The 15,529-nt window shown below is 70.0% G+C and carries 13 protein-coding genes; 4 read left to right on the top strand and 9 right to left on the bottom strand.

Annotated elements, in window-relative coordinates:
• Position 1: 1 nt before the first annotated feature.
• The 4 genes from JI745_RS16745 to JI745_RS16730 are packed head-to-tail and all read right to left on the bottom strand — an operon-like array spanning position 2 to position 4,729.
• Complete coding sequence (locus JI745_RS16745; protein ID WP_201809373.1) at positions 2–1,309, bottom strand: biosynthetic peptidoglycan transglycosylase; 1,308 nt, start codon at positions 1,307–1,309, stop codon at positions 2–4.
• Positions 1,306–1,833, bottom strand: coding sequence for a hypothetical protein (locus tag JI745_RS16740; protein ID WP_201809370.1), 528 nt, complete (start codon positions 1,831–1,833; stop codon positions 1,306–1,308). The genes JI745_RS16745 and JI745_RS16740 overlap by 4 nt, the downstream gene beginning before the upstream one ends.
• Positions 1,820–2,662 (bottom strand): exosortase Q, encoded by an 843-nt coding sequence (xrtQ, locus tag JI745_RS16735; protein WP_201809367.1) that lies wholly within the window; start codon positions 2,660–2,662, stop codon positions 1,820–1,822. The genes JI745_RS16740 and xrtQ overlap by 14 nt, the downstream gene beginning before the upstream one ends.
• 3 nt (positions 2,663–2,665) lie before the next feature.
• Positions 2,666–4,729, bottom strand: coding sequence for a VIT and VWA domain-containing protein (locus tag JI745_RS16730; RefSeq protein ID WP_201809364.1), 2,064 nt, complete (start codon positions 4,727–4,729; stop codon positions 2,666–2,668).
• A 164-nt stretch (positions 4,730–4,893) separates the two neighbouring features.
• On the opposite strand from JI745_RS16730, the gene JI745_RS16725 reads away from it, so the two are divergent.
• Positions 4,894–5,127: a DUF1161 domain-containing protein gene (locus JI745_RS16725; protein WP_201809361.1), complete on the top strand. Its 234-nt coding sequence runs from the start codon at positions 4,894–4,896 to the stop codon at positions 5,125–5,127.
• A gap of 3 nt (positions 5,128–5,130) precedes the next feature.
• On the opposite strand, the gene creC is transcribed toward JI745_RS16725, so the two are convergent.
• The 3 genes from creC to cysK are packed head-to-tail and all read right to left on the bottom strand — an operon-like array spanning position 5,131 to position 8,185.
• Positions 5,131–6,570 (bottom strand): two-component system sensor histidine kinase CreC, encoded by a 1,440-nt coding sequence (gene creC / locus JI745_RS16720; protein WP_201809358.1) that lies wholly within the window; start codon positions 6,568–6,570, stop codon positions 5,131–5,133.
• A complete protein-coding gene (gene creB / locus JI745_RS16715; RefSeq protein ID WP_201809355.1) occupies positions 6,567–7,268 on the bottom strand; it encodes a two-component system response regulator CreB in 702 nt (233 codons plus the stop codon). The genes creC and creB overlap by 4 nt, the downstream gene beginning before the upstream one ends.
• Positions 7,265–8,185: a cysteine synthase A gene (gene cysK, locus JI745_RS16710; protein WP_201809352.1), complete on the bottom strand. Its 921-nt coding sequence runs from the start codon at positions 8,183–8,185 to the stop codon at positions 7,265–7,267. The genes creB and cysK overlap by 4 nt, the downstream gene beginning before the upstream one ends.
• A gap of 56 nt (positions 8,186–8,241) precedes the next feature.
• On the opposite strand from cysK, the gene hemE reads away from it, so the two are divergent.
• Positions 8,242–9,324, top strand: a complete 1,083-nt coding sequence (gene hemE, locus JI745_RS16705; RefSeq protein WP_201809350.1) for a uroporphyrinogen decarboxylase — start codon at positions 8,242–8,244, stop codon at positions 9,322–9,324.
• 377 nt (positions 9,325–9,701) lie between these two features.
• Positions 9,702–11,768 carry a primosomal protein N' gene (locus tag JI745_RS16700; RefSeq protein WP_201809348.1) on the top strand — a complete coding sequence of 689 codons (2,067 nt, stop codon included), beginning with the start codon at positions 9,702–9,704 and terminating at the stop codon, positions 11,766–11,768.
• On the opposite strand, the gene JI745_RS16695 is transcribed toward JI745_RS16700, so the two are convergent.
• A complete protein-coding gene (locus JI745_RS16695; RefSeq protein ID WP_201809346.1) occupies positions 11,742–12,920 on the bottom strand; it encodes an NAD(P)/FAD-dependent oxidoreductase in 1,179 nt (392 codons plus the stop codon). The genes JI745_RS16700 and JI745_RS16695 overlap by 27 nt on opposite strands.
• Before the next feature lie 37 nt (positions 12,921–12,957).
• A complete protein-coding gene (locus tag JI745_RS16690; RefSeq protein WP_201809343.1) occupies positions 12,958–13,344 on the bottom strand; it encodes a DUF488 domain-containing protein in 387 nt (128 codons plus the stop codon).
• A 295-nt stretch (positions 13,345–13,639) separates the two neighbouring features.
• On the opposite strand from JI745_RS16690, the gene sppA reads away from it, so the two are divergent.
• Entirely contained in the window at positions 13,640–15,487 is a 1,848-nt protein-coding gene (gene sppA, locus JI745_RS16685) for a signal peptide peptidase SppA (protein ID WP_201809340.1), read from the top strand.
• Positions 15,488–15,529: the final 42 nt, after the last annotated feature.

Raw genomic sequence — 15,529 nt, 5'->3', positions numbered from 1 at the left:
GTCAGCGCCCCTGCGCGGCCTGCGACGCCGCCACCGCCATCGCGACCCGCAGTGCCGGAGCCGGTGGGCGCCAGCGTTCCGCCGCCTTCACCAGCGCCTCGCGCTCGCCCCGCGTCACCGGCCGCAGCTGGTCGGCGACCCAGGCCACCCGCGCACGGTTCGCATCGCCGTGGCGGCCCATCTGGGCCAGCTCGCGGTCGGGGTTGTGCAGCAGCGTGGCGAGCCACACCGCTTCCACCGGCGTGAGGTGTGCAGCGTCCTTGCGGAAGAAGTGGCGCGCCGCAGCCTGGGCGCCGCATTGGCCATCGCCCCACGGTGCGAGCGCCAGGTAGAGGTTGAGCAGCCGCGGCTTGCCGAGCGTGCGATCGAGCTCCACCGCATACAGCAGCTCGCGGAGCTTGCGGCCGTGGTGTCGGCTGTCGCCGGTGTAGAGCAGCTTCGCGAGCTGCTGCGCCAGGGTGCTGCCACCGGCCACCGCACGCTCGTCGCGCTGGTTGCCGAACCACGCCGCCACGATCTCCTGCAGGTCGTAGCCCGGGTGCTCGTAGTAGCGCTGGTCTTCGGCAGCGACCACCGCGCGCGGCAGCCAGGGGCCGAAGTCCGGCCGCTCGGCGTCGCCCTCATCGCGGCCACAGGCGGGTTGCGCATTCAGCAGCACTTCGGTGCCCAGGCCTGACACCCGCAGGCCATCGAGCCGCGGCTTGAACTCCCACTCGCGCGCAGGCCAGCGCCATTGCGCCTTCACGCTCACCCGCCCGTCGATGCGGGCGCGAGCGAACTCGGGAATGTCGCGCTGGAAGAGCGCAAACGCGCGCACGGCCGGCTCGTCGGCGATGCGGAACTGCAGCACCAGCTGCTGCCGCTCGATGCGCGACGACCAGCGGCCCTGCAGCGGCTCGGCGCCCTCCCCAAGGGCGAAGTGCCCCTGCAGGTTCATCTGCATGTCGGGCACGACGGTGAACTCCACGCGCGACAGACGCAGCGGCTCGCGGCCGAGCCCACCCACCGGCAGCGTGCAGGGCGCACACACCGCGCGCCAGGTGTTGGGTGCGTTGACCGCCTGCCAGTGCACCGTGCCGTAGGGCGTGCGAAAGCTGCGCCCTGCCATGAGGTGAAGCGTGAACGGATGGCTCGCGATGCGCAGCACCGCGGGCATGCTGATCTCTCGCTGGAAGGGGCCGAGCTGCACCAGGCGCGTCCACTCGCCGGGTGCCGGTTGCAGCGCACGCAGCACGAAGAACAGGGCGAGCGCCAGGCCCGCGAGCAGGCCGCACAGCAGCCCCAGCAGCCATTTCAGTATGCGTTTCACAACACCCTCGCTGTGGTGACGGCGCGCCAGGGGCCGGTGGACTGGCCCAGCGCCGCGGCCCAGAACCAGCTCGACGCATCGGTGAAGGCCTCGCCCTTCGCATCGACGATGCGCTCGCAGACGCGCAGCCGTTGCCCATCGCGCTCGGCGACGAAGCAGCGCCACAGCTGCTGTTGCGCGTCACGCTCCAGGCGGGCGTCGGCGATCGCGTAGCCAATGCCGCGGTAGCAGTCGGCCGCCGGGTGCAGCATGCGCGTGGGCTCGCGCACCTCGCGCAGCACCAGCACCTGCTCGCCATCGGTGAGCCTCGCGATGTGGCCGGGGAAACGTGACGCGAAGCGCGCCTCCACCGGGCTCAGCGCCAGCGGGCGCAGCGCGCGGCCCTCCCAGGCGGTGGGCCACTCGGGCGCCGCGCGCGAGTCGCGCGGCGATGCACCAGCCTGCAACGCGAGCGGCGCGAGCGCACACGCCGCCAGGCCCAGGGCCAGCAGCACGCGCGCGAACCAGGGGTCAAGCCTGCGCATCACGGCCTCCGCGCATCACCGCCACGACGGCGCCACACACCGCCAGCAGCACCACGAGCCCCACGCCCTGGTGCACCGCTTCGGAGACGCTGGCCTGCTGCGCCTCGAGCGTCACCAGCACGCTGTTGCGGAGCACGTTGCCGGCCAGCACCAGCAGGCCAACAAGCGGCAGGCGAGCCAGCATCGCGCGGTCACGCAGGCCGCTGAACGCCGCCACCGCACAGGCGCAGAAGTACGCCATCCACACCATCTGCACGCCGGAGCACGGCGCATCGACGATCACGAGCTCGCCCTCCACCAGCATCGCGGTGCCACTGCGCTCGGCCGCCAGGCCGGCGAGCTGCAACACCCAGGTGCTGATCTCCGCCGTGACCACCCGCAGCGGATAGCCGGCATAGAACTGCAGCGACGAGACCACCGGCAGCGCCAGCACCGCGAGGCCGGCGACGGGCAGCCACGGCTGGCCGGAGGGCATCACGCTGCGCAATCCGGCGGCAAGGGCCAGCACGGCCAGCACGGCGCCGAGCAAGGGCGGCAGGAAGAAGAGCGCGAGCGTGGCCATGATCGTCACGGCCGCGGAAGCGAACGCCCAGGCCCGCCGCGGCGAGCCGCGCAGCAGCGGCTCACGCTGCGCCACCCACAGGCCCAGCGCGGCGAGCGCGGCCAGCCCGAGCGGGTCGTCCGAGCCATCGGCGAGGCGCGCCCCGGCCCAGCGCCAGTGCGGCCAGAGGGCGGCTGCCTGCAGGCCCAGCCAGGCCAGCGGCGACAGCGCTTCGCAACGGGCCTGCCAACGCCCGAGCGGATGGGTGGCGATGAAGGCAGTGGCCATGGGTCACTCCTTGCGACGGCGGCGACGCGACGGCCACACGCCGGCGATCACGATGCCGAGCACCACCAGCAGCGCCGCGATGGCGCCCGGCTCCGGCGTGCTCGGCACTTCGGCGCCGATCGCGTGGTTGCTCACGCCTTCGGGCAGCGGCGAGGGCTGGTCGACCGGCTGCGTCTGCGACGGGTTGGAATTGCGCACACGCTGGTCGACGGCGATGAAGCTCGTGTAGGGCGTGAGCAGGCTGTAGCGCAGGCCCAGCTCGGTGATCTGCGCCTTCTGCGTGCTGCCCCCTTCGAGTGCCTCCTGGTCGCTCAAGGCGGCGATGCGCTGGCGCGCCCACAGCTGGCGCAGCGCCGACGGGCCCTGGCCGTCCGGCAAGGCGGTCAGCACCTGGCGGTAGGGGCCATCGGCCGCACGCCCTTCGAGCACGAACTTGCCGGCCCACTCACCGCGCCACTTGCCGAACACCACCACCGGCCGACCGCCCAGCACGTCGGGCAGTTGCAGCGGCTCCACGTCGTAGGCGTCGATGCCTTCGAAGCTCGCCTTCACCTGGGTGAGCACCGGCGTCTCGATGATGCGGCGCAGCCGCTCGGCCTGCGCGGCCGCCTGCTCCGGCTTGGTGACGATGAAGGCCTCGCCCTGGCCGGCGCGCGCCATGCCTTCGATGAGGTGGCGGTTGACGCTCGTGCCGATGCCGAACGAGAACACGTTGAACTGGTTGAGGTTCTGGCGGATGAGGCGGAACACCTCGGCCTCGACGCTCACGTAGCCGTCGGTCACGAAGATCACGCTGCGCGACACCTCCTCGGCCTTGGGCAGGGCGGCCACACGCTTCAAGGCGGGCACGATCTCGGTGCTGCCACCACCGCCCATCTCGTTGATCGTGCGGATGGCCTGCTCGATGTTGGCGCGGGTGGCCGGCACCGAGGCGGGCGCGAGCATGCGGTTGCTGCCCGAGAAGAGCATCACGTTGAAGGTGTCGCTCGGGCGCAGGCCGCCGATCAGGTTGCGCAGCAGCACCTTGGCCGTCTCCAGGGGGTAGCCGTGCATCGAGCCCGAGATGTCGACCACGAAGATGTAGTCGCGCGGGTTGATCTCGCGCGGCGCCACCGCCTTGGGCGGCTCGACCATCGCGAGGAAGAAGTTCTCTGCGCCGCCCTCATCGCCGTCATCGGGCGTGCCGCGGTAGAGCACCAGGCCGGCCTCGATGCGGTCGCCGGCCAGGCGGTAGTTGAGGATGAAGTCACGGTTGTTGGCGGGTTGCTCGCTGGGCTTGAGCGACACCGCGGCATGCGTGCTGCCGATGCCGTCGATCATCACCTCGTGCGAGGGCGAGGCGACGGCGCGCACCGGGAGCGGCGTGTCGAGCACCACGCGCAGCGTGAGCGGCGCGTTCGAGGCGGTGCCTTGCTTCAGGTAGGCACCGCCGATCGCACCGCCGTTGTGTGCGGCGGCGCTCGGGCTGTTGTAGCGCGGGCCGACGACGGTCGGGAAGACGAAGCCGTATTGCGCATCGGTCGGGCGCAGCAGCTCGGTGTAGCGCAGCTCCACCGCCACGTCGTCGCCGGGCAGGATGTTGGCCACGTTCATCTCGAAGACGTTGGGCCGGCGCTGCTCGAGCAGCGCACTGGTCTTGCCCTCGCGCTTGGCGGCCTGGTACTCGATGCGGGCCTGTTCCTTTTCCTTGATGCGCGCGGTGAGCACCCGGCCGCCGAGCTTGACCGTCATCGCATGGACGGCGGCCTGCGTCGAGCCCGGGAAGACGTAGCGTGCTTCGATCGGGCGCTGGCCTTCGTTGCGGTAGTGCTGCGTCACCGTCACGTCGGCGATCACGCCGGCGATCTTCACGTTGACGTCGGTCGACTTGAGCGGCAGCCGGTCGGTGCCGGGCTCGCTGCTGTTGACGGCGAAGTACGGGCTCTCGGCGCGCAGGGCTTCGGAGTCGTCGGCATGCGCGGGCGACCAGAACAGCATCAGCACCGCGGAGAAGGCCGCGAGCGCCATGCACCACAGCACGCGGCCGGTGCGGGTGAGCGGGTTGTAGGGAATGCGGGGGCGGGACATGGCTCCTCTCCTGGGCGATGCCACCACGGCGGTGGCGTGCGAGAGAGGATCGGCGCGGCGCTCGAAGCCGATTTGAAGCCTGAGAGCGGCTCTGTGAAGACTGCGTGAACTCAAGCGAAGCCGCGATACTGGCGGCTCATCGTTCAACCCGGAGGAGACCCTTGATGAAGAACCTGATCCTGTCGGCAGTGCTGCTCGCCCTTGCCTCGCCGGCCTTTGCCGCCGGTAAGCCCTGCGAAGAGCTGAAGTCGGAGATCGCCGCCAAGCTCGACGAGAAGAAGGTGGCGGGCTACAAGCTCGAGGTCGTCGACACCGACAAGGTCGGCGACGGCAAGGTGGTGGGCAGCTGCGACGGAGGCAAGAAGAAGATCGTCTACAGCAAGGCCGCCGCCAAGTAAGGCTCAGCCGTTGCCGTCGCTCACCGGGAGGGTGAGCGTGGCCAGCGCGCCGCCGCCCGGTGCGTTGGCCAATGTCACGCGGCCCTCGTGCAACTCGGCGATCTCCTTCACGAAGGTCAGGCCGAGGCCGGTGCTCTTCTTGCGCGACTGCGGGCGCGCGAGCGAATAGAACTTCTCGAACACCTTGTCTTCGGCGTAGTCGGGGATGCCGGGCCCATGGTCGCGGACGGTGAGCTCGGCGTGCCGGCGCTGCCGCTTCAGCGCGAGCGTGACCGTGCCGCCGGCGGGCGAGAAATCAAGCGCGTTGTCGACGAGGTTCGACACGGCGCGCTGCAGCAGGAAGGCGTCGCCCTGCACGCTGGCGTCGTCCCCGTCGTCGAGCACCACGTTCAAGCCGCGCATCGCGGCCGCCGGTTGCACCGAAACCACCAGCTCCTGCAACAGGGAGCGCAACGCGACCGGCACCGGCGCGTCGAGTGCACGGCGCGACTCGAGCGCGGTGAGCTCCATCATGCGGTCGACCAGCTCCTGGATGCGCTGCGTCTCGCGCGCGATGTTGGCGATGAAACGCGCCCGGTCGGCGTCGGGCATCGGCTCCTGCAGCAGCTCGGCCGCGCCGCGGATGGCGGAGAGCGGGCTCTTCACTTCGTGCGTGAGCGTCTGCACGTAGTCGGCCACGTAGTTGCGGCCGGCGAGCGCGTCGCGCATCTCGTCGTAGGCCGCGCCGATCGCCTTCAGCGCCCGCCGGGTGAGCCGCGGCAGGCTGAAGCTGCGCTGCGCCTTCACGTAGCGCACGTAGTCGGCCACCACGCCGAAGGGCCGCACCAGCCACACCGAGAGGATCACCACCAGCAGCAGCACCGCCACCACCGAGGTCGTGCCGACGAGCAAGGTCTTGCGACGCGCCGCCTGCACGAACTGGCCGAAGCTCTGCACCGGCTTGCCCACGCTGACCGCGCCGATGATCGCGCCGCCCACGCGGATGGGCGCGGCCACGTACATCACCGAGCTGCTCGGGTCGCCCTCCACGTCGGGCGTGGTGCGAGCACCGTATTCACCTTGCAGCGCCCGGCGGATGTCGCGCCACAGCGAGTGGTCGGCGCCGAGCGAGCGGTTGGTCGAATCGAACACCACCGTGCCGCCGCGGTCGACCACCGTCATGCGCAGCTCGACGCGGGTCTTCTCGAAACCGTAGATGTCGGCCTTGAAGCGGCGCGCGTAGAGCGCCTGGAACACCGGGCCGAGCGCGTCGACCTGCAGCGTGCCGTCGCGCGAAGCGCCTTCGAGCAGCGTGGCCATCAGCTGCGAGGTCTCGACCAGGTTTTCCTCGGCCGACTCGCGGTAGCGTGGGTCGATGTCCTCCAGCTGGCGGTACATCAGGAGGCCCACGCCGATCACGTAGGCCAGGAGGATGCCGAGGAAGATGCGTGTCCGCTTGCTCACGCAGGCAAGGTCGGCGGGAGGTCTTCGCCCAGCGCGTAACCCGAGCCGCGGTGCGTGCGGATCGGCTCCAGCGTCGGCGCCACGGTCTTCATCTTCGCGCGCAGCGTCTTCACGTGGGCGTCGACGGTCCGGTCGAGGCTTTCGGTGTCGTCACCCCACACGCGGGCGAGCAGCGTGTCGCGGCTGAACACATGGCCGGGGCGCGAGGCCAGCGTCTGCAGCAGGCCGAACTCGTAGCGCGAGAGTTCGAGCAGCTTGCCGTAGAAGCGGATCTGGCGTTTGCCTTCGTCGATGGTCAGCGGCAACGCAGGCTCGGCCGGAGCCGCGGCCGCCTTCGCACTGCGCCGCAGGATGGAGCGCACCCGCGCCACCAGTTCGCGCGGCGAAAACGGCTTGGCCACGTAGTCGTCGGCGCCGAGTTCGAGGCCGACCACGCGGTCGATCTCGTCGCTGCGGGCGGTGAGAAACACCACCGGCACGTCGGCCACTTCACGCAGGCGCTTGAACACCTCGAAGCCGCTGGTGTCGGGCAGGCCGACATCGAGGATCACCAGAGAGGGCCGCTGCACCTTGAACTGCGACAGCGCTTCTTCACCGGTCGCCGCCCAGGCCGGCTCGAACCCGTCGGTCCGCAACGCGTACTGCAGCGTGTCGGCGATGCCGGGCTCGTCCTCGACGATGAGGACGCGCGGTTTCATTCGTTGGGCAAGAAGCCTTCGATGGACAGGTAGCGCTCGCCCGTGTCGTAGTTGAAGCCCAGCACCGTGGCGCCCTTGGCGATGTCCGGCAGCTTCTGTGCAATGGCGGCCAGCGCGGCGCCCGACGAGATGCCGACCAGCAGCCCCTCTTCACGCGCGGCACGGCGGGCGTATTCCTTCGCCGCTTCGGCTTCGACCTGGATCACGCCATCGAGCAGGTCGGTGTGCAGGTTCTTCGGGATGAACCCGGCCCCGATGCCCTGGATCGGGTGCGGGCTCGGCTTGCCGCCGCTGATGACCGGCGACGCGCTGGGCTCCACCGCGAACACCTTGAGCGTCGGCCACAGGCTCTTCAGCACTTTGGCGCAGCCGGTGATGTGGCCGCCGGTGCCCACGCCGGTGATCAGCACGTCGACCCCGCCGGGGAAGTCGGCCGCAATCTCCTGCGCGGTGGTGCGCACGTGCACGTCGATGTTGGCCGGGTTGTCGAACTGCTGCGGCATCCAGGCGCCGGGGGTGGAGGCCACGATCTCGGTCGCCTTGGCGATCGAGCCGTTCATGCCCTTCTCGCGTGGCGTCAGCACGAAGCTCGCGCCGTAGGCCAGCATCAGGCGGCGGCGCTCGACGCTCATGCTCTCGGGCATCACGAGGATCAGCTTGTAGCCCTTGACGGCCGCGACCATCGCCAGGCCCACGCCGGTGTTGCCCGAGGTCGGCTCGACGATGGTGCCGCCGGGCTTCAAGGTGCCATTCGCCTCGGCCGCCTCGATCATCGACAGCGCGATGCGATCCTTGATCGAGCCGCCCGGGTTGGAACGCTCGCTCTTCACGTACACGCTGTGCGAGTTGCCGAACAGGCGGTTGATGCGGATGTGCGGCGTGTTGCCGATGGTCTGCAGGACGTTCTGGGCGAGCATGGCGGTCTCCGTGGGAAAGGTGCGGCCGATTATGGGACGGCAGGGATAATCCGTTGATGTTCGCGCCCCTACAAAACGACAGCTTCCTGCGCGCCTGCCTGCGCCAGCCCACCGACCACACGCCCGTCTGGCTGATGCGCCAGGCCGGCCGCTACCTGCCCGAGTACCGCGCCACGCGCGCCAAGGCGGGCAGCTTCATGGGCCTGGCCACCAACACCGACTTCGCCACCGAGGTGACGCTGCAGCCGCTGGAGCGCTACAAGCTCGACGCCGCCATCCTCTTCAGCGACATCCTCACCATCCCGGATGCCATGGGCCTGGGCCTGAGCTTCGCAATGGGCGAGGGCCCGAAGTTCGCCCACCCGGTGCGCGACGAGGCCGCAGTCGCGAAGCTCGCCGTGCCCGACCTCGACAAGCTGCGCTACGTCTTCGACGCCGTCACCTCCATCCGCAAGGCGCTCAACGGCCGCGTGCCGCTGATCGGCTTCTCGGGCAGCCCCTGGACGCTCGCCTGCTACATGGTCGAAGGCGCCGGCTCCGACGACTACCGCTTGGTCAAGACCATGCTCTACAGCCGGCCCGACCTGCTGCACAAGATGCTCACGGTCAACGCCGATGCGGTCGCCGCCTACCTCAACGCCCAGATCGAGGCCGGCGCGCAAGCGGTGATGGTGTTCGACAGCTGGGGCGGCGTGCTGGCCGACGGCGCCTTCCAGTCCTTCAGCCTCGACTACACCCGCCGCGCGCTCGCGCAGGTGAAGCGCGAGCACGAAGGCAAACGCATCCCGCACATCGTGTTCACCAAGGGTGGCGGGTTGTGGCTTGAAGAAATCGCCGCGCTGGGCTGCGACGTGGTCGGGCTCGACTGGACGGTGAGCCTCGCCGCCGCCCGCCAGCGCATCGGCCAGTTCAGCGCGCTGCAGGGCAACCTCGACCCGTCGGTGCTCTTCGCCTCGCCCGAGCAGGTGCGCGCAGAAGTGATCAAGACGCTCGACAGCTTCGGGGCCTGGAATGCCGACGGCCGACCAGCCGGCCACATCTTCAACCTCGGCCATGGCATCAGCCAGCACACGCCGCCGGAGAGCGTGGCGGCACTGGTCGACGCCGTGCATGAGCATTCGCCCAGCCTTCACCAGTGACTTCCGGTCTGGTTGCACTTGGTTGCAAGTTTCTGGAACGGCCTGCAGTGCTTTCCCGGTGAGCGAGCACTCAGGCCTTGACTTATCCCCAAAACCGCGAATCTGACGCGTGTAGGACAAGGCTGACGCATTGCACCATCAGTATTTCTGATTAGGTAGCTAAGTCCTTGATTTCATTGAGTGCCGGATCTGCTTCGAAAGTGAGCAACGCAGCGCGAAGGCCCGAAAATCAAGGATCTAGCGTCACTTTTTGCAGGTTCCCCACAAAGTTATCCACAAGAGTCGTGGAAACATTCAAAAGCGCTGAAAAATCAGCGACTTAAGACTCATTCCTAATACGGTGCCCCGGCCCGTTCGAGCCCTTTCCGACCTTGCCGATGGATGACCGCCTGCCCGTTCGTGTGGCCGTCGACGCCCCGCAGCACAGCGGCCTGGGCGGTGCACTCGACTATCTGAGCGAGCGCACGCTCTCACCTGGAACGTTGGTCCGCGCGCCCTTGGGGCGGCGCGAGGTCACCGGCATCGTGTGGCCGGGCGACGCCCAGCCCGAGCCTTCGATTTCGCTGAAGCCGATTGCCTCGGTGCTCGACGCGGTGCCGCCGCTGTCGGCCCGCTGGTGCGAGCTGGTGGACTTTGCCGCGTCGTACTACCAGCGGGGGCTGGGCGAAGTCGCGCTGTCGGTGCTGCCGCCGGAGCTGCGCAAGCTCGATGACACCCAGCTCGCCCAGCGCGTGGCGCGCCTGCGCAAGGCGTGGGCGCTGCCGCCGTCCGGCCCCGCTCCCACCCGGCCGGAGCTCACGCCCGACCAGGCCGCGGCGCTCGCCCGCCTCGGCGAGCTCAGCTCGCCGGGCAACGCGCCGGTCGTGCTGTTGCACGGCCTCACCGGCAGCGGCAAGACCGAGGTCTACCTGCGCGCCGCCGAAGACGCACTGGCCGCCGGTCGCCAGGTGCTGGTGCTGGTGCCCGAGATCAACCTCACGCCGCAGCTCGAGGCGCGCTTCGCCGAGCGCTTCGGCAGCGGCCCGTCGCCGAAGCGCATCGTCTCGCTGCACAGCGGCCTGACGCCGGCGCAGCGCCTGAAGAACTGGCTGGCCGCCCACCTGGGCCTGGCCGACCTGGTGCTGGGCACCCGCATGGCGGTGTTTGCCCCGCTGCCGCGGCTGGGGCTGATCGTGGTCGACGAGGAACACGACCCGTCCTACAAGCAGCAGGAAGGTGCCCGGTATTCGGCACGCGACCTCGCCGTCTACCGCGGCAAGCTGGAAGGCGCCTGCGTGGTGCTCGGCTCGGCCACGCCCTCGCTGGAAAGCTGGCAACGCGCCGAACAAGGCCGCTACGAGCGGCTGACGCTTGCGCACCGCGTGGGCAACGGCGCCCTGCCGGCGGTGCGGCTGGTCGACATGAACCTGCTGCCCAAGGCACCGGGCGTGACCACGCTCTTGTCGCCGCAGCTCGTGGGCGCCCTGGCGCGCCGCCTGGAGCGTGGCGAGCAGAGCCTCGTCTTCCTCAACCGCCGCGGCTACGCGCCGGTGCTGCACTGCGGGGCCTGCGGCTGGAAGAGCGACTGCCCGCACTGCAGCGCCTGGCGCGTGTTTCACAAGGTCGACCGCACGCTGCGCTGCCACCACTGCGGCTTCACGCAGAGCGTGCCGCGCGCCTGCCCCGACTGCGGCAACCTCGACATCGCCCCGCTCGGCCGCGGCACCGAGCGCCTGGAAGAACAGCTCGCCGAGGCCCTGCCCGGCGCCCGCGTGGCCCGCATCGATGCCGACAGCACCAGGCAGAAAGGCGCGCTCGAAGCGCAGCTCTCGGCCGTGCACGCGGGCGACGTCGACGTGCTCGTCGGCACGCAGATGGTGGCCAAGGGCCACGACTTCCGCCGCATCACGCTGGTGGCGGCGGTGAGCCCGGACAACGCGCTCTTCAGCAGCGACTTCCGCGCGCCCGAGCGGCTCTTCGCGCTCCTAATGCAGGCGGCCGGCCGCGCCGGGCGCGATGCCGCGCAGGCCGACCGCAGCGAGATGGTGGTGCAGACCTGGCACCCCACGCACCCGCTCTACGCGGCGCTGCTGCGCCACGATTTCAAGGCCTTCGCCGAGAGCCAGCTGAAGGAGCGCAGCATGGCCGGCCTGCCGCCGTTCAGCCACCTGGCACTGCTGCGCGCCGAGGCGCGCACGGCTTCAGCCGCGAAGGAGTTCCTGCAGGCCGCGGCAGCGCTTGCGGAAACGATCCCCGGCGCCAACGAGCTGCTGATCTACCCGCCGGTGCCGCACCACATCGCACGGGTGGCGAACGTGGAGCGCATGCAGATGCTGGTGGAGTCGTCGGCGCGCGGCAACCTGCAGCGCGTGCTACGTCCGTGGGTGGATGCGCTCACCCGATTGAAGTCGGAGCACAAGGGCGTGCTGCGCTGGGCGCTAGACGTCGACCCTCTGGCGATCTGAGCCGTCCAGCCAGGCCGGCACCTGCGCGGCCAGGGCCTGGCGCTGCGAGACCGCCGTGCCGAGCAGGGCAAAGCCCAGCAGCCGGCCCGTCGCGTCGGTGAACCGGGCCGTGCAGGCGTCGTCGCTCAGCTCCACCGTCCAGCTGCCGGCACCACCTGGCAGCGGCGGGCACACGACGGTCGGGCAGGCCGGGGTCTTCACCGTGACCGGCATCGCGGGGTAGACCACCGGCGTCGGCGTGCCCGCGAGCGTGGCAGCGAGTGCGCGGGTCTGCGCCATCAGCGGCAGCACGAAGGGCAGCGACAGGCCGGCGACCTCGGCGCAGTCGCCGAGCGCGTAGACATGCGGCGCGCTGGTGGCGAGCAGCCGGTCGGTGGTGACGCCGCGCTGCGTGGCGATGCCGGCCGCAGAGGCCAGGCCGGTGCGCGGCCGCAGGCCGATGGCCGAGAGCACACGGTCGGCGTAGAGCCGGCTGCCGTCGCTCAGCGTCAGTTGATAGCCGTTGACGTCGCGGTCGACGCGTGTGACCGACACGCCCAGGCGAAACGCCACCCCGGCGGCGCCAAGCTTCTCCTGCAGCCGGTCGCTCGCCTGCGGCGGCAGCAGGCGCGAGAGCAGCTTGTCGGCGACGTCGATCACCGTCGGTGCCACGCCGCGGTGCAGCAGGTCGTTGGCGAACTCACAGCCGATCAGGCCGCCACCGAGGATGGCGACGGTGTCGGCCCCTTCGAGCCGCTCGGCGAACCGTGCGTAGTCGTCGAGGTCGTTGACCGAGAGCACGTCCGGCTCGGCGTCGCCTGGCAACGGCAGGCGGATCGGGTCGGCGCCGAGGGCGAGCGCAAGGTCGCGGTAGGCGATGGTCTCGCCGCTCGTGAGCTCGAGGGTCTGCGCGGCGGTGTCGAGCCGCTTCAGCTCGGTCTTGGCGAGCAGCGTCGCGTTGAGCTCCTCGCGCATCTTCTCGGCAGCCTTCATCACCAGCATGGCCGCCGTCTTCTTGCCGGCCAGGGCGTTGGAGAGCATGGGCTTGGAATAGAAGCCGGCGTGGTCGCGGCTCACAACGACGAGCGGCGTCTCCTTGTCGAGCTTGCGGAATTCGCGGGCGAGGTTGTAGCCGGCGAGGCCGGAGCCGACGATGACGAGGGGCTGGGACATGGGAGCGGCGGTCGGGTTCAGAGAGCGGGCAAGGCTATCACTTCAAGACCGCGCCTCGCTCGGCCAGCAAGTCGCGCAGCAGCGAGCGGTGGCAGCGGTTCTCGTCCTCGCAGTAGCAGCCGAGGGCGAATGCCGCGGTGTGCGAGAGCGCGGCCAGCGTGTCGAGCAGGTGCGCGCGCTCCGGCTCCTTCATCTCGGCCCGGTAGCGGCGGGCGAAGGCCTTCCATTGCGCGTCAGTCTCCGCGGCCAACGCTTCCTTCCGCAAGGCCTCGCTGGGCGCAAGATTGGGCAACCACACGTCGTAGTAGTCGCGCTTCGCGAACTCGGCCTTGGGCACGCCGCGCGGCGGGCGGCGCACGGTGCCGATGCGCAGGCCCTCGCCCGCGGCACGGGGCTCACCGAGTCGAACGATGCGGATGGGCATGGGGCCACTCCTCGAACGCGAAGCCTGCATTGTGGGCAACGCCAAAAGAAAAGCGGGCCGTGCTCGCGCACTGGCCCGCTGAATGAGCCACAGCATTCAGGGAGGGAGGGAGGAGGGAACCGTGGCCCGAGACAAATGCTATGACGCGGTGCAGGATGCGCCTGTAGGACAACACCGCGTCTTGGCGCCGGCCAAGGTTCGGCTCACCTTTGGTTACGTCGGCGGGGCTTGACAGGCTCCTTATGGCGCTATTCACCCTCACTTAAAGTGACATGGTTCACACATTGGAGATCTCATGACCGCTCCCCGTTCTGCCCTGCGCCGCTGGTTGGGGCGTGCCTGGTGGTTGATCGACGGCACCCGCCGGCTGGTGCTCAACCTGATCTTCCTGTTGATCCTGACGATCGTGATCGTGGCCATCGCCACCAGTGGACCGCCCAAGCTGGAGGACCAGACCGCGCTGGTGCTCAACCTGCGTGGCCCGCTGGTCGAGCAGCATGCGCAGGGCATGCGCGACGCCGCCCTGTCGCAGCTCTCGGGCGAGGCACCCAAGAGCACGCAGCTGCGCGACGTGCTGACGGTGCTCGACGCGGCCGCCCGCGACCCGCAGATCACGAGCGCCGTGCTGCTGCTCGATGAATTCCAGGGCGGCGGCATGGCCAGCCTGCGGGAGGTGGCCGCGGCGCTGCAGCGCTTCCGCGCGAGCGGCAAGAAGGTCACCGCCTGGAGCGGCCACTACGAGCAGGCCCAGTACTTCCTGGCGGCGCATGCCGACGAGGTGCTGCTGCACCCGATGGGCCTGGTGTTCATCAAGGGCTTCGGCCGCTACCAGAACTATTACCGCGATGCGCTCGACAAGCTGGGCATCAGCGTCAACCTCGTGCGCGCCGGCACCTACAAGAACTTCGGCGAGCCCTTCACGCTGAACGGCCCGTCGCAAGAGACGATCGAGGCCATGGGCTATGCCTACGGAGGCTTGTGGGGCAGCTATGTCGACGGCGTGGAAAAGGCCCGCAAGCTGCCGGCCGGCACCCTGATGGCGCTCATCAACGAGCTGCCGCAGCGCCTGGCGGCCGAGGGCGGCGACGCGGCCAAGCTCGCCCTCTCGGCCAAGCTCGTCGACGGCCTGAAGACCCGCGACGAGCTGCGCACGCTGATGATCGAGCGCGGGGCGAAGGATGCCGAGGGCAAGACCTTCCGCCAGGTGTCGTTCGAGGGCTACCTGGCGCGCCACTCACCGGCCTCGGTGGGCGACGCGGTCGGCGTGGTGATCGCCGAAGGCGAGATCGTCGACGGCCGCGCCCCGGCCGGCCAGGTGGGCGGGCTGTCGACCGCCGACCTGATCCGCAAGGCGCGTGAAGACAAGTCGGTGAAGGCGGTGGTGCTGCGCGTCAACTCACCGGGCGGCTCGGCCTTCGCCTCGGAGCTGATCCGCCGCGAGCTGGAGCTCACCCGCGCGGCCGGCAAGCCGGTGGTGGTGTCGATGGGCGACGTGGCCGCCTCAGGCGGCTACTGGATCTCGCTCGCCACCGACGAGCTGATGGCCGATGCGGGCACCGTCACCGGCTCGATCGGTGTGTTCACCTTGCTGCCCTCGGCCGACAAAGCGCTGGAGAAGATCGGCGTGCACACCGGCGGCGTGACGACCACCTGGCTCGCCGGCGCCGGCGACCCGCGCCGCCCGCTCGACCCGCGTTTCGCGGAGCTGCTGCAGTCCACGATCAACCGTGTCTACACCGACTTCACCACCCGCGCCGCGCAGGCCCGCAAGACCACGCCCGACAAGATCGACGCGGTGGCGCAGGGCCGCGTGTGGACGGGGGCGCAGGCAAAGGAGCGCGGGCTGGTCGACACGCTGGGCGGTTACGCCGATGCGCTGAAGTCGGCGGCCAAGCGGGCGGAGCTGGGCGAGAACCCGCGCGTGCTCGTGATCCAGCCGGAAGCCGGGCGGGCGGAGAAGCTCCTGGCCTGGCTGAGCGGCGGCGTGCGGGAGAGCGTGGCCGGCTGGCTCGATGCACAGGTGGCACCGGGGATGGGGCCGGTGCTGCGCGAGGCGCGGCGCGAGCTGGGGTGGGTCACCGAGCTGACCGAGGGGCGCAAGCCGTTTGCGGCGGTGGCGCATTGTTTGTGTGGGCAGCCCTGAGAAGCGCGCTTGGTGAACTGACTTCGGGCAGCTGTCTGAACG

This window comes from Piscinibacter sp. HJYY11, from assembly GCF_016735515.1.
Classification (GTDB): Bacteria; Pseudomonadota; Gammaproteobacteria; order Burkholderiales; family Burkholderiaceae_C; genus Rhizobacter.
The sequence above is the reverse complement of the archived record's forward strand: the minus strand, read 5'-3'. Positions and strand labels throughout refer to the sequence as shown.

What these genes read in the sequence shown, in the direction of transcription:
- JI745_RS16740 (WP_201809370.1), bottom strand. Translation starts at nt 1,833, where the DNA reads ATGCGCAGGCTTGACCCCTGGTTCGCGCGCGTGCTGCTGGCCCTGGGC.
- xrtQ (WP_201809367.1), bottom strand. Translation starts at nt 2,662, where the DNA reads ATGGCCACTGCCTTCATCGCCACCCATCCGCTCGGGCGTTGGCAGGCC.
- JI745_RS16730 (WP_201809364.1), bottom strand. Translation starts at nt 4,729, where the DNA reads ATGTCCCGCCCCCGCATTCCCTACAACCCGCTCACCCGCACCGGCCGC.
- JI745_RS16725 (WP_201809361.1), top strand. Translation starts at nt 4,894, where the DNA reads ATGAAGAACCTGATCCTGTCGGCAGTGCTGCTCGCCCTTGCCTCGCCG.
- creB (WP_201809355.1), bottom strand. Translation starts at nt 7,268, where the DNA reads ATGAAACCGCGCGTCCTCATCGTCGAGGACGAGCCCGGCATCGCCGAC.
- cysK (WP_201809352.1), bottom strand. Translation starts at nt 8,185, where the DNA reads ATGCTCGCCCAGAACGTCCTGCAGACCATCGGCAACACGCCGCACATC.
- hemE (WP_201809350.1), top strand. Translation starts at nt 8,242, where the DNA reads ATGTTCGCGCCCCTACAAAACGACAGCTTCCTGCGCGCCTGCCTGCGC.
- JI745_RS16700 (WP_201809348.1), top strand. Translation starts at nt 9,702, where the DNA reads ATGGATGACCGCCTGCCCGTTCGTGTGGCCGTCGACGCCCCGCAGCAC.
- JI745_RS16695 (WP_201809346.1), bottom strand. Translation starts at nt 12,920, where the DNA reads ATGTCCCAGCCCCTCGTCATCGTCGGCTCCGGCCTCGCCGGCTACAAC.
- JI745_RS16690 (WP_201809343.1), bottom strand. Translation starts at nt 13,344, where the DNA reads ATGCCCATCCGCATCGTTCGACTCGGTGAGCCCCGTGCCGCGGGCGAG.
- sppA (WP_201809340.1), top strand. Translation starts at nt 13,640, where the DNA reads ATGACCGCTCCCCGTTCTGCCCTGCGCCGCTGGTTGGGGCGTGCCTGG.